A 13,006-nucleotide genomic window follows, 5' to 3' on the forward strand; every position below is an offset into this window, starting at 1 on the left:
CGGTGCCCGGTGTCCTCCCCGCGCCGCCCGTCGCCCGCCGCCCGCCGGCCGGAGCGCCCGCCGGACGCGCCCGCCGGGCGGTGCGCCGTCACAGCAGGTCGCGCATCCGGTTGATCTCGCTCGTCTGCTGGGCCACCACGTCGTCCGCCGTCTCCTCGATCCAGATGTTGTTGCCCTGCCCCTTCACCTCGGTGGACATGGTGACCGCCCCCTGGTGATGAGTCGTCATCAGAGTGAGGAAGAGCTGGTCGAAGGCCTTGCCGTCGGCCGCGCGCAGTTGCTTCAGCTGGGCCGGTGTGGCCATCCCCGGCATCGTCGCGTGGTCGTGCCCGTGCCCGCCGTCCCGCTCCGGTTTGTCGTGGCTCTTCAGCCAGCCCTTCATCGCCTGGATCTCCGGCCCCTGGGCGGCGGCGATGCGTTCGGCCAGTTTGACGATCTTCGGCGACTCGGCGCGGTCCGGCACGAGCGCGGTCATCTCCAGGGCCTGCGCGTGATGCCCGATCATCATCCGCGCGTAGTCCACGTCGGCCGAGTTGGGGGAGTCGTCCTCCGCGCGCTGCCGCGACGCCTCCTCGGCCGACAGGGTCCGGTTCTCCTCGCCCGGCGCGCCGGGCGCGATGACCGAAGGGCCGCTTCGCGCGGAGGACTTGGTGTCCTCCGTGCCGGAGTCGCAGCCCACCAGTCCGAGTACGGCCAGGGCGGTCAGCCCGGCGGCGGCGACGGCCAGGGGTGGCACACGGCGGTAGTGCACAAGGACCTCCTGTGGCAGGGGGTTACGGGACACCTCGTGAGTGTCGACGACCGTCCTAGCACGCTTCCGCGCGACATTGATCGAAAAACTTGGTTGCGGCGGCGTTGCCCTCTGTTGGTATGTGCATGTCGAAGACGATACTGCCGGAGCCAAACCGTTCCGACGCGAACGGAACCAGGGAGGAAAACAGTGATCCTGTTGAGAGGTTCCCGAACCCGGCGCAGACGGCTGGGAGTCGCCACGGCGGCGGGCGGCCTGCTGGCCGCCCTGCTCACCGCCTCGCCGGCCGCGGCGATCCCCGACCCCGGGGACGCGCCCAGCGCTCAGAAGGAGGTCTCGCGCAGCGACCAGGCCGAGGCCCGCAAGGCGATCGAGAGTGGCGAGATACCCGGTCAGGACGAGATCGTCCACTCTCGCAACATCCGGCACGTGGCCAACATCCCCAAGGACGTGTTGGCCGGCACCAACTCGGACCTGGCGTTCCAGGGCCGGTACGCCTTCGCCGGCAACTACGACGGCTTCCGCATCTTCGACATCAGCAATCCCAGGGCCCCCAGGACGGTGGCCCAGGTTCTGTGCCCCGGCTCGCAGAACGACATCTCCGTCTCCGGTGACCTGCTGTTCCTGTCCACCGACTCCTCGCGCAGCGACAGCAGTTGCAACAGCACCACCCAGCCGGCGACCGAGAAGTCCTCGTGGGAGGGCATGAAGGTCTTCGACATCAGCGACAAGCGGAACCCGCGCTACGTCGCCGCCGTCGAGACCGCCTGCGGCTCCCACACCCACACGCTGGTGCCCGAGCGCAAAAACGTCTACGTCTACGTCTCCTCGTACTCGCCGAACGCGGCGTACCCCGACTGCCTGCCGCCGCACGACGGCATCTCCGTGATCAAGGTGCCGCGCAAGGCACCGCACAAGGCGGCGGTCGTGGGCTTCCCGGTGCTGTTCCCGGGTGAGGGTCCGGACGGCGGCGGCAACCCGGGTGCGCCCACCAACCCGGGTGTCTCCAAGACCACCGGCTGCCACGACATCACCGTCCTGCCCTCCAGGGACCTGGCCGCCGGTGCCTGCATGGGCGACGGGATCCTGTTCTCCATCAAGAACCCGGAGCGTCCGCGGGTGATCGACCGGGTGCAGGACAACGTCAACTTCGCGTTCTGGCACTCGGCGACCTTCAACCAGACGGCCCGCAAGGTCGTCTTCACCGACGAGCTGGGCGGCGGTGGCGCGGCCACCTGCAACGCGGAGATCGGCCCCGACCGCGGCGCGGACGGCATCTACGACATCGTCGGCAAGGGTGAGCGGAGCAAGCTGGTCTTCCGCAGCTACTTCAAGATCCCGCGCCACCAGGCGGACACCGAGAACTGTGTGGCCCACAACGGCTCGATCATCCCGGTCCGGGGCCGGGACCTGATGGTCCAGGCCTGGTACCAGGGCGGCGTCTCCGTCTGGGACTTCACCAACTCCTCGAAACCCCGCGAGATCGCATACTTCGAGCGTGGTCCGCTGACCACCGACCGGATCGTGACCGGCGGTTCCTGGTCGGCGTACTACTACAACGGCTACATCTACTCGAACGACATCGCCAAGGGCTTCGACGTCCTGAAGATCGACGACCGGCGCACCGACCCCGCCCGCTGGGTCCACATGCGCGAGCTCAACGTGCAGACGCAGCCGGACTACTTCGACTGACCGTCCGGCTCCGTCGCGAAGAACCGGGCCATGTCCGTCCGGTCCTTCTCACACGTCCCGCCGGGCGCTCCGGTGTCCGGCGGGACACCCATCTCCCAGTCCAGCCGGTAGCGTTTGAACAATTCCGCGCGCAGTACGGGCACGGGCAGCGGCGCGCCGGGCATCACCGCCGCGTACACGGCGCCCATCAGCAGGGCGCGCAGCATGGGGTAGTCGGACTCGACGTCGTCGGAGCCGTGCCGGGCGACGGTGTCGCTCAGCAGTTCGGCCAGGCGCCACTGCTCGGGGCAGGGCAGGAAACCCTCGGCCTGCAGCAGTCCGGCCATGTGCTGGCGCATCAGTACCGGCCGCTCCCGCGCCAGGCCGAGGATCGCGTCGATGGCCCGCGCCATCCGCTCCCGTCCCTCCTCCGCGCGCGGTTCGCGCTCCAGGGCCTCCTCCAGGGTGCGGTGCATCAGCCGGTGCACCGCGGACTGTACGAGCTGGCGTTTTCCCGGGAAGTAGTACGACACCAGGCCCCGCGCGGAACCGGCCCGGTCGGCGATGTCGCCGAGTGTCGTCGCCTCGTACCCGCGCTCGTCGACCAGCTCCACCGCCGCGTGCAGGAGCCGCTCCTTCGAACGCCTCCGCAACTCTTCATTGACCAGGGCGCTGCGCGGGGACATGCTGGACTCCTGCGTTGACTGGCTGCCAGCCAACTATACTCAACGCGTCGGGACGGGCCCTGGGCACGTCCCGGGTTGCCGGCCTCCTTGGGCGACGCGGGGGATCGTCCAAGGAGGCCGGCGCACGGGGTGAACTCGTAGACCCGCCACGGGGCGGAGGCGATGGGCGTCAGCCGTTGGGTGCCTGCGGCCAGGGTGTTCGCGCCGCCCGGTGTCCGCAGGGTGTCTTCCCCGCTGCCGGACTCACTCGCGCGGGCGGTGCACACTGCCCCGCCGCATACCCGGGCGCGGTGTGGAAGGCCGCGGCTGTGCGGCGGTGCCCGGATGACGGTGTCGATGGACGGCCACCGCAGCCCTCACCACGAGCGCGCCGAGAATCCAGCCGCCCAGGACGTCCGTCGGCCAGTGGACGCCCAGCCAGACACGGGTGAGGCCGACGCCGGTCACCGAGACGACCGCCGTGATCAGCGCCGTGCGCCACAGGACGCGGCGCACGCCGTGACGGTGCAGAAGCCACAGCAGCAGGCCGCAGACGACCGTCGCGGTCATGGCGTGACCCGACGGGAAGGCCGCGTAGTGGGCGGAGTCGACCGGGTCGGGCCAGACCGGGCGGGGACGGTCGAGCGCGGCCTTCAGCCCCTGCTGGACAGCCGTCGCGACGGCCACCGTCACCACCAGCCACAGCGCGGTCCACCGGTCCGCGTACCGCCACACCAGCAGTCCCGCCGCGACGCCGCACAGCACCCGCATCGTCCACGGGTCCCAGACCCAGTCCGTCAGGATGCGGGCCGTCCGGGTCAGCGTGGGCTCCGCCACCGCCCAGCGGTGGGTGGCGCGGGAGATGTCGCCGTCCAGGGCGAGCAATGCCCCCCACTCGGTGGCGACCAGCGCGAGCAGCAGCGCCGAGCACAGCGCCAGCATGCCGGTGGACAGGGCGGCGGGACGCTGCCGCGGGGGCCTGTGCGGGGACTCGGTGCGGGGGGTGTGCATGGGGTGATCCTTGCCGACCGGCGATGCGCGGGGCCAGTCCTCTCACCCGCCGCCGGACCTCTGCGGTCCGCGGACTATCCCAGTGCCCGCAATCCGGGTACGAACGCCACCAGGACCGGGATCACCGGCACCAGCGACGCCACGGCGGTCAGCCGCAGCCGCCGCCCCGCGGTGAGCCGGTCCGCGGGGGTCAGGAGCCGGTGCACCCGCGCCGGAACCTCGGCCCGTGAGTCCGCACAGGGGCCGAACACCCCGCGGCCTTCGTTGAGTCCGACCAGCGCCAGGGCCGTGGTCAGCCGGCCGAAGCGCCGGGAGGCCGTGTCGTCCGCGGCGAGTTCCACCAGCCGGTGCATCTCGTCGCGGAACGCCGCGAACACCGGCACCTGCGGGAACCCGCCCGCCAGGGCCGAGGAACAGTTGAGCAGCCAGTCGTGCCGGGCCCGCGCGTGTCCCCGCTCGTGAGCGAGGACGGCATCCAGCTGCCGTCCCTTCAGCCTTCGCAACGCGGCCGTGGTGACGACCAGTCGGGGCGGACTGCCGGGCAGCCACCAGGCGTCGGGCCGCTCGCTCTCGAGGACCACCAGCCGGTCGGTGCCCGGCTCCTCCCCGGGCAGCAGCGGGGCCCGCAGGCGCAGTTGGCCCCGGCGGGCCCGGCGCCGGGCGCGGGCCCGTACGATCTCCCGGACCAGCATCGCCGCGCTCCACAGCCCGCCGCATGCCAGCGCCACCGCGGTGGTCGCCGCCCAGAGCCCTGCCGTGCCGAGGGAGTACGCCTCCACGACCGCACGGGGCGCGGTGGCGAACACCCGCCCGCCCACCGCGTGCCAGGCGGCCGCCGCGCTGAACGTCATCGACAGGGCGCAGCACAGCAGCACGGCCGCGACCACGCACTGCCACGCCCACAGCGCCACCACCGGTTCGCGGTCGGGCCAGTCCGCCCGGGCCAGCAGCCGGGGACCCACGACAGCGGTCAGAAGGCCGAGCACCAGCAGGACCGCGGGGAGGATCATGCCTTCAGCCTAGGAGTGCGGGCCACTCAGGGACACACACCTCGGGCCCGAAGTGACGCAGGCAACGGTAGCGGGCACCGCGGGCGACCGGTGAGCGGCCACGCGTACCGGCCGGTGCGGCGCTCACATCGTGAGCAGCATCGCGACCATGGCGATCGCCATGGACAGCCGGCAGGCCCGGGCCAGCTCCGGCCGGTCGCCCCAGCCGAGGACCGGGCCGGCCCCCGGCACGGCGGCGGTCGCGGGCACCAGGCGAACCCCCGTCACCAGCACGTACGCCACGAAGTAGAGCAGCAGGGCGCCGGTCAGCGCAGGGATGCCCGAGCCGCCGTGCCGATGCGCGCTTCCCGGGGAGACGGCCATGGCCGCGGCCATGTACACCATCGCCCCCGCCCCTATCAGATGGTGCAGGTGACGCGTGCCCGCGCGGGCCGCCCACAGCGCGTGCAGCCCCGCCGCGCCGAAGACCGCCGCCTGGGCCGGCCAGGCCCAGGCGGGCGGGGCGAACGCCGTCGCGGGTACGGCCATCACGGCCATGCCGAACCCCATCAGCGCCTCGCCGCCCGCGGCACGGCGCTGCTCCTCCACGCGGCTGCGCATGCGCAGCAGACAGTAGGCGCCGGTCGCCGCGCAAAGCGCGACCAGCAGCCAGCCGGACGATGCCGGTCCGTGCACGCGAATCCCCCCTCGACCCCGTACGGCGGTCGGTCAGGGGATGCCCGCCCGCGGCGGCGGGCACGCGGGCGCACAGGGGTGCGTGGGGAGTGTTCGGGGGAGCGAGGCAGGTCAGGGCCCGTGCTTCACCAGCGAAGCAGCCGTCGGCTCTGTCCTCCACGGGCAGCGCCCTCTCCGCCCGGCGTCTCCCACGCGCCGTTCCGGCCACCGCTCCCCGGCCGGCTCGGCCGGCCGGGGAGCGGGTCGTGCTCGCCGGGCAGGCGGGACACCGTACGCTCGCGGCGACGGTACGACGCAGGGGGCCGCTCCCCGGCGCGAGCACGGACACGGAGGACGTACGGCCATGACGGCGACCGAAGGACCATCGGCGACCGGCGACGAGGGGCCCCGGGGCACCGGCGGGGCGCCGTCCGGGCGGCGGGGTGACACCGTCGCCGCCGTCGTCCGGCAGTGGCGGGCCGTCCATCCCGACCTGGACACCGGCCCCATGGAGGTCATCGGCCGCATCAACCGCTGCGCCGCCCTCCTGCAGCAGGCGGAGGACGCCCCGATGCGCCGGGCAGGACTGTCCCGGGCGGAGTTCGACCTGCTCGGCGCGCTGCGCCGCACCGGACACGAGCTGACGCCGAGCGAGCTGGCCCGGGAGACCTTCTCCTCGGGCGCGGCCGTCACCAAACGCCTCAAGCACCTCAGCGAGCGGGGGCTGGTGGAGCGCCGCGGTGACACCCGCGACCGCCGGGTGGCCCACGTCCGCCTCACCGACGCCGGACGCGACACGGTCGACGGCATCCTGCCCGCGCAGCTCGCCTACGAGAACGCCGTACTGTCCGGCCTGGACAGCCCGGAACTCGGCGAGCTCGCCGCCCTGCTCGGGGAACTGCTGGGTCAGCTGGAAGGGCGCCTGGGCGCACTGCGTGCCTGACGGCGCGGCGGGTGGACGGCGCTCACTTCTCGTCCGCCGCGCGGTACACGCCGAACATCGCTCCCTGCGGGTCCCGGAGCACCGCGATACGCGGACCGTCCGGGTGCGAGACGGGTTCCATCAGCACCGTGCCTCCCACCGTGGTGGCCGTCGCCGCCGCCGCGTCCACGTCGTCGACGGCGAAGTAGGGCAACCAGTGCGCCGGCACCTCGTGCGGGAACTTGTCGTCCATCGCCACCATGCCCCCGAAGGCCGCTCCGTCGACGGCCCACTGGGGGGAGCGGAGGGACGGGTCCACGGTCCAGCCGAACACGGTGGTGTAGAAGGACACCGCCTCCCGCGGCGCGCGAGTCAGCAGTTCCACCCAGCCCAGCGACCCGGGCACGTTGAACACTCCGGCACCCGCGAAGGTGCCCGCCTGCCACAGCTGGAAGACGGCGCCGGTGGGATCGGCGGCCACCGCGAACCGGCCCACGTCGAACACGTCCATGGAGCCGAGCAGCGGCTGCCCGCCCGCCGTGCGCACGGCGCGCAGAGCGGCGTCGGAGTCGGTCACCGCGAACGACACGTTCCAGGCGACCGGCTGGGACTCCTGGTACAGCGGCGTCAGGGCGGCCACCGGCGCGTCCCCGAGGTGCGCGACCGTGTAGCCGCCCGCCTCCTGCCGCTGGTCCGTTTCGGGACGCCAGCCGAACAGCCGGGTGTAGAACCGTTTCGCGGACTCCAGGTCGGTGGTTCCCAGTTCGGTCCAGCAGGGTCCGCCGGTCACCGGCGCGGACAGTCTCATGGCGCTCCTTCCGTCCCTCCAGCACGCTAAGCCCAGCCCCCGGGCCCGGCCATCCGGGGCGACGGCGGCCGGCGCTCGGCGGCGGGGAGCGCGGCCCGGACCGGCCGGCCGGGCTCAGATCCCCGGCCGGTACCGAAGCGGGTGGCCGGCCGGGACCTCGACGAGGACGACCGGGGTTCCGTCCGGGTCCGCGATCCACATCTCGATCAGTCCCCACGGCTCCCGCACCGGCGGGCGGACGATGTCCACGCCCTTGGCCGCCAGCTCCCCGTGCGCCGCCGCGACGTCCTCGACCTGGAGCCACAGCCGCACGTCCGGGGACGCGGCCGGGGAGGAGCCGGAGCGGCCCGAGAGTTCCAGGAACCCGCCGCCGAGGAAGTAGACGGTGCCGCGCTCCGGGCCGGTACCGAACTCGCGGTGGACGGCGAGACCGAGCTGTTCGCCGTAGAAGGCACGGGACCGGTCGGGATCGGTGGGGCGGAGCAGGACACGGCCGCTCAGTACATGCACCATGTGGCCGAGCGTAGTGCCCGGGTTAATCTCGTCCCCGTCCGAACCACGCCCGAAGCGGCGCACACGAACCAGGGGACCGGCCATGGAATCCACCACCGACTCCGCACTGACCTACCGCGACGCCACCGACGCCGATGTGGACGCGCTCGTCGTGCTGATCGAGTCGGCGTACCGGGGGGATTCCAGCCGGGCCGGGTGGACCACCGAGGCGGACATCCTCCAGGGACAGCGGACCGACCCGGAGGGGGTGCTCGAGGTCATCAAGTCGCCGGACAGCACGCTGCTGACGGTGGAGCGCGAGGGCCGGATCGTCGCCTGCTGCCAGCTCGAACACCGTGGCCCGCACGCCTACTTCGGCATGTTCGCGGTCAGCCCGGTGCTCCAGGGGGCGGGACTCGGCAGGGCGATCATCGCCGAGGCGGAGCGCCGGGTCCACGAGACCTGGGGCGTGCAGGAGATGCACATGACCGTGATCTCCGTACGGCAGGACCTGATCGCCTGGTACGAGCGGCGAGGCTACCGCCGTACGGGAAGGATGACGCCCTTCCCGTACGGCGACGAGCGCTTCGGGATCCCGCAGCGCGACGATCTGCAGTTCGAGCTGCTGGTCAAGGAGCTGGCCCCACGGCAGCGCGGCGCGGGGCAGGTCACGCGGTGAAGCGGCCGGTGCGTTTGATCTCCGGGTAGTCGGTGGTCGCCCCGTCGAGTCCGAATGCGCGGACGAGTCTGAGGTGATCCTGGGTGTTGACCACCCAGCCGAGGACGGTGAGGTCCGCCTTCCGTGCCCCCTCCACGATCTCCAGCGTGAGCCGGCGGATGTTGAGGCAGACGGTCGAGGCTCCTGCCGCGACCGCCCGGTCCACGACGTCGGTGCCGTAGCGGCCGGCGACCAGGGCCGTGCGCACCCCGGGGACCAGCCGGGCGATCTCGGTGAGCGCCTCGTCGTGGAACGAGGCGACCTCGACCCGGCCGGCCAGACCCCGCTCGTTCATCACCGCGGCCAGCGCCCTGGCCGCGGTGATGTCCTTGATCTCGGCCTGGAGCGGGGTTCGGACGGTGTCCAGAACCTCTTCGAAGAGCGGGACGCGCTCACCGCGTCCGGCGTCCAGGGCGCGCAGTTCGGCGAGTGTCTTGTCGGCGATGGCGCCGGTGCCGTCCGTCGTGCGGTCCACTTCCCTGTCGTGCATGACGACGAGCGCGCCGTCCTTGCTCAGATGCAGATCGAGCTCGATGACGTCGAGACCCGCCTCCTGCGCGGCGACGAAGGACCGGAGGGTGTTCTCGGGTTCGACACCCATGACTCCGCGGTGACCGATGGTGAGGAAGTTCAAGAGACGACTCGCTTCCGTCGACGGCGGCGGGGGGCCGCGTCCCTACGGCCCTCCTGGACCGTATCGCCTCTGCCCGCCGCGTCCAGAGGCTGAACATCGACTCGCACAGAGCGTCGCTCGGTGGGGTACCGCACAGGAAAAAATGCGGCGAAGCCGGGGGTGGGGCAGGATATTTTCCGGAGGTGCCCCTTGCTGAGAGAATCCCTCTGTGTATACGGTCTCTAGACGCTAGTTTCTCCCGTGGAGGATGGGGCATGACGGAAATTCTTGTGCAGGTGGGTGCCGAGGGGCAGGTTTCTTCGGTGACCAGGGTGGTCGAGCACCCGGCGTGGCCTGTGCTCAAGGATGCCGTGGAGCGGATCAGGCCCTGGCAGTCCAAGGACGGGTCGATCGATCTCGACGCCGACGGGGCCCCGGCCCGCGCGGACGCCGAGCAGGCCGTGCGGACCGTGATCGGCGCCGTGGAGGAGCTCTCCCCGCTGCTGCCGCACGACCGGGCCTACCATGAGGCGCTGGCCAAGGACCTGGGCCGCTGGGCCGAGGGCGGCTTCGAGGTGCCCGACTTCCTCGACTCGCTGCTGGCCTTCCAGCCCGCCGCGGGCCGCGCGGACGGCCTCCAGCACCTGGTCGTCTTTCCGATGTACACGCAGAACGGCAACCCCGACCGCAATCTCGAAGCGGTCGTGCTGCGCATGGTCTGGCCCGACTGGCTGGCCGAACTCGAGCGCACGCGCTACGACAACCCGCTGTTCTGCGGCATCACCTTCGAGGACTTCACCTCGGGCTACGACACCAACTCCGCGGTGCTCTTCCCCGAGACCATCGCCGTGCGCCAGGCGCCCGAGCGCTTCACCTGGGGCGGCATCTTCTGCGACCGCGAGGCCGCCCGCTTCCGCCGCGTCACCGAGGCCGCCGTCGACATCCTGGGACTCGAACTGCCCGAGGACGTCGCCGCCATGGTGCACGACCAGAAGCGGTGCGAGGAGGCCTTCGTGCTCTGGGACATGGTCCACGACCGCACCCACAGCCACGGCGACCTGCCGTTCGACCCGTTCATGATCAAGCAGCGCCAGCCGTTCTGGATGTACGGCCTGGAGGAGCTGCGCTGCGACCTCACCGCCTTCAAGGAGGCCGTGAAGCTCGCCGGCGAGGGCGTCCCGCAGGCCCGTGACGTACAGGTCGCGGTGCTCTTCGACCGGATGTTCCGCTTCCCCGTCACCGGTGAGCGCAAGCGGAACTACGACGGCCTCGGCGGCCAGCTGCTCTTCGCCTACCTGCACAAACACGATGTCGTCCGCTGGACCGACAACAAGCTGTCCATCGACTGGGAGCGCGCCCCGCGGGTCACCAACCAGCTGTGCGCCGAGATCGAGACGCTGTACCGCGACGGCATCGACCGCCCCAAGATCGTCCACTGGTTCGCCGGGTACGAGCTGGTCTCCACCTACCTCTCCCCGCACCCGGGCTCCAAGTGGGCCAAGGGTCCCGACGCCCTCGACCTGACGCTGCCGCCGCGGAAACTCGTGGATGACGTGCTTCCGGACGAGTTTCCGCTGAGCATGTTCTATGAGGCACTGTCCAAGAAGCTGAAGAACGTGATCGCCTCGACCAGGGGTATCACCGCGGACAGCGCCGAGCGGGTCGCCGCGTGAGCGATCTCGTTCACAACACTGCTCAGGAGGCGAGAATCATGGGGAACGGGGCGCTCGACGGTGCGGTGATCGCGGTGGCCGGCGCGGGAGGACCCGCGGGACGTGCGGCACTGCTCAGGCTGGCCGAGGCGGGGGCGACGGTCGTCGGCTCCGACAACGACCCGGAGCGGCTGGCGGAAGCGGTCGACGCGGCGCGCTACGCGCACGGCGGCGCCACCGTCACCGGTGACACGGTCGACCTGCTGGATCCGGACTCCACCCGCGAGTGGGCCGCCCGCACCGAGAAGGAGTTCGGCCGGGTCGACGGCCTGGTCCACCTCGTCGGCGGCTGGCGCGGCAGCGAGACCTTCACCAAGACCAGCCTGGACGACTGGGACTTCCTGGAGCTGCTGCTGGTGCGTACCGTGCAGCACACCAGCCTCGCCTTCCACGAGGCGCTCCAGCGCAGCGACCGCGGCCGCTACGTCCTGATCAGCGCCGCCGGCGCCACCAGGCCGACCGCGGGCAACGCCGCGTACGCGGCCGGCAAGGCCGCCGCCGAGGCGTGGACCCTCGCCATGGCCGACTACTTCCGCAAGGCGGGGGGTGAGCGGGGGCCGACGTCGGCTGCTGCGATCCTGGTGGTGAAGGCGCTGGTGCACGACGCGATGCGCGCCGACCGCCCCAACGCGAAGTTCGCGGGCTTCACGGACGTCAAGGACCTGGCCGAGGCCATCGTCGGAGTCTGGGACAAGCCCGCCGCGGAAGTGAACGGAAACCGTCTGTGGCTGACCGAGAAGCCGTGAATCCGCCGAGGACCGACGCGCGTCGTCATCACGACCCGGACGTCCGCGGTTTCGCCAGCGACAACTACGCCGGAGTCCATCCGGAGGTGCTCGCAGCCCTGGCCGTGGCCAACGGCGGGCATCAGGTCGCGTACGGCGAGGACGCGTACACGGAGAACCTCCAGCAGGTGATCCGCAGCCATTTCGGCCCCACGGCCGAGGCGTTCCCGGTGTTCAACGGCACCGGCGCCAACGTCGTCGCGCTCCAGGCGGTCGTCGACCGCTGGGGTGCGGTGATCTGTGCCGAGAGCGCCCACATCAACGTGGACGAGGGCGGCGCGCCGGAGCGGGTCGGAGGCCTCAAACTGCTCACCGTGCCCACCCCGGACGGCAAGCTCACCCCCGAGCTGATCGACCGGCAGGCGTACGGCTGGGACGACGAGCACCGTGCGATGCCGCAGGTCGTGTCCATAGCCCAGGCCACCGAGCTGGGTACCGTCTACACCCCGGACGAGATCCGCGCCATCTGCGAGCACGCCCACGCGCACGGCATGAAGGTGCACGTCGACGGCTCCCGGCTGGCCAACGCCGCCGCCACGCTGGACGTGCCGATGCGCACCTTCACCGCCGCGGCGGGCGTCGACCTGCTCTCTCTGGGCGGCACGAAGAACGGCGCGCTGTTCGGCGAGGCGGTCGTCGTCCTGAACCCGGACGGCATCCGGCACATGAAGCACCTGCGGAAGCTGTCCATGCAGCTCGCGTCCAAGATGCGCTTCGTGTCGGTGCAGCTGGAGGCTCTGCTGGCCCGGGACCTGTGGCTGCGCAACGCCCGGCACGCGGGCGAGATGGCCCAGCGCCTGGCCGAGGGCGTACGTGCCGTCCACGGCGTGGAGATCCTCTACCCCGTGCAGGCCAACGCCGTCTTCGCGCGGCTGCCTCACGAGGTCAGCAAGCGCCTGCAGAAGCGGTTCCGGTTCTATTTCTGGGACGAGGCGGCGGGCGACGTCCGCTGGATGTGCGCCTTCGACACCACAGAGGACGACGTGGACACCTTCGTGGCGGCGCTCAAGGAGGAGATGGCGCGCTAGGGGAGTGTCCGGTCCCGGGAGATGCTTGACACTTCGATCCCAGCTGATGGTTGACGGTGGCCGTGATCGGCTTTTCTGTGCACGTCGTGGCGGCGTGTGGCAGGAGGCCGGGATTGGCTCTGGTGGAGTTGTCGGTTGTCGAGCAGAGATACCGGGCTGTGCTTGC

At 71.5% G+C, this 13,006-nt stretch carries 14 protein-coding genes; 6 read left to right on the top strand and 8 right to left on the bottom strand.

What is annotated here, in order from left to right:
- Positions 1–88: 88 nt before the first annotated feature.
- Positions 89–751: a DUF305 domain-containing protein gene (locus HTV45_RS24885; RefSeq protein WP_215208117.1), complete on the bottom strand. Its 663-nt coding sequence runs from the start codon at positions 749–751 to the stop codon at positions 89–91.
- A gap of 189 nt (positions 752–940) precedes the next feature.
- On the opposite strand from HTV45_RS24885, the gene HTV45_RS24890 reads away from it, so the two are divergent.
- Positions 941–2,443, top strand: coding sequence for an LVIVD repeat-containing protein (locus HTV45_RS24890; protein WP_215208093.1), 1,503 nt, complete (start codon positions 941–943; stop codon positions 2,441–2,443).
- On the opposite strand, the gene HTV45_RS24895 is transcribed toward HTV45_RS24890, so the two are convergent.
- From HTV45_RS24895 to HTV45_RS24910, 4 genes are all read right to left on the bottom strand, one after another.
- Positions 2,431–3,108, bottom strand: a complete 678-nt coding sequence (locus HTV45_RS24895) for a TetR/AcrR family transcriptional regulator (RefSeq protein WP_215208094.1) — start codon at positions 3,106–3,108, stop codon at positions 2,431–2,433. The two genes, HTV45_RS24890 and HTV45_RS24895, sit on opposite strands and share 13 nt — an antisense overlap.
- Before the next feature lie 243 nt (positions 3,109–3,351).
- Complete coding sequence (locus HTV45_RS24900; protein ID WP_215208095.1) at positions 3,352–4,098, bottom strand: phosphatase PAP2 family protein; 747 nt, start codon at positions 4,096–4,098, stop codon at positions 3,352–3,354.
- A 74-nt stretch (positions 4,099–4,172) separates the two neighbouring features.
- Complete coding sequence (locus HTV45_RS24905; protein ID WP_215208096.1) at positions 4,173–5,108, bottom strand: M56 family metallopeptidase; 936 nt, start codon at positions 5,106–5,108, stop codon at positions 4,173–4,175.
- A gap of 123 nt (positions 5,109–5,231) precedes the next feature.
- Positions 5,232–5,783 carry a DUF5134 domain-containing protein gene (locus HTV45_RS24910; protein WP_215208097.1) on the bottom strand — a complete coding sequence of 184 codons (552 nt, stop codon included), beginning with the start codon at positions 5,781–5,783 and terminating at the stop codon, positions 5,232–5,234.
- 343 nt (positions 5,784–6,126) lie between these two features.
- Here HTV45_RS24910 and HTV45_RS24915 point away from each other — a divergent pair, with 343 nt between their 5' ends.
- Positions 6,127–6,705 (top strand): MarR family winged helix-turn-helix transcriptional regulator, encoded by a 579-nt coding sequence (locus tag HTV45_RS24915; protein WP_215208098.1) that lies wholly within the window; start codon positions 6,127–6,129, stop codon positions 6,703–6,705.
- Positions 6,706–6,727: 22 nt separating this feature from the next.
- Here the strand turns inward: HTV45_RS24915 and HTV45_RS24920 are convergent, their stop codons facing one another.
- Complete coding sequence (locus tag HTV45_RS24920; RefSeq protein WP_215208099.1) at positions 6,728–7,492, bottom strand: VOC family protein; 765 nt, start codon at positions 7,490–7,492, stop codon at positions 6,728–6,730.
- A gap of 114 nt (positions 7,493–7,606) precedes the next feature.
- Complete coding sequence (locus HTV45_RS24925; RefSeq protein WP_215208100.1) at positions 7,607–8,005, bottom strand: VOC family protein; 399 nt, start codon at positions 8,003–8,005, stop codon at positions 7,607–7,609.
- A gap of 82 nt (positions 8,006–8,087) precedes the next feature.
- On the opposite strand from HTV45_RS24925, the gene HTV45_RS24930 reads away from it, so the two are divergent.
- Positions 8,088–8,663 carry a GNAT family N-acetyltransferase gene (locus HTV45_RS24930; protein WP_215208101.1) on the top strand — a complete coding sequence of 192 codons (576 nt, stop codon included), beginning with the start codon at positions 8,088–8,090 and terminating at the stop codon, positions 8,661–8,663.
- Here the strand turns inward: HTV45_RS24930 and HTV45_RS24935 are convergent.
- Positions 8,653–9,336 carry a glycerophosphodiester phosphodiesterase family protein gene (locus HTV45_RS24935; protein ID WP_215208102.1) on the bottom strand — a complete coding sequence of 228 codons (684 nt, stop codon included), beginning with the start codon at positions 9,334–9,336 and terminating at the stop codon, positions 8,653–8,655. The two genes, HTV45_RS24930 and HTV45_RS24935, sit on opposite strands and share 11 nt — an antisense overlap.
- Before the next feature lie 254 nt (positions 9,337–9,590).
- On the opposite strand from HTV45_RS24935, the gene HTV45_RS24940 reads away from it, so the two are divergent.
- From HTV45_RS24940 to HTV45_RS24950, 3 genes are read left to right on the top strand one after another with little or no spacing between them, the layout of a single operon-like run.
- Positions 9,591–10,988, top strand: coding sequence for a DUF6421 family protein (locus HTV45_RS24940; RefSeq protein WP_215208103.1), 1,398 nt, complete (start codon positions 9,591–9,593; stop codon positions 10,986–10,988).
- Between the two features lie 38 nt (positions 10,989–11,026).
- Positions 11,027–11,773: an SDR family NAD(P)-dependent oxidoreductase gene (locus tag HTV45_RS24945; RefSeq protein WP_215208104.1), complete on the top strand. Its 747-nt coding sequence runs from the start codon at positions 11,027–11,029 to the stop codon at positions 11,771–11,773.
- Complete coding sequence (locus HTV45_RS24950) at positions 11,770–12,840, top strand: low specificity L-threonine aldolase (protein WP_215208118.1); 1,071 nt, start codon at positions 11,770–11,772, stop codon at positions 12,838–12,840. Before HTV45_RS24945 ends, HTV45_RS24950 begins: the two co-directional genes overlap by 4 nt.
- Positions 12,841–13,006: the final 166 nt, after the last annotated feature.

The sequence above is a fragment of the Streptomyces sp. CHD11 genome (assembly GCF_018638295.1).
Lineage (GTDB): Bacteria > Actinomycetota > Actinomycetes > Streptomycetales > Streptomycetaceae > Streptomyces.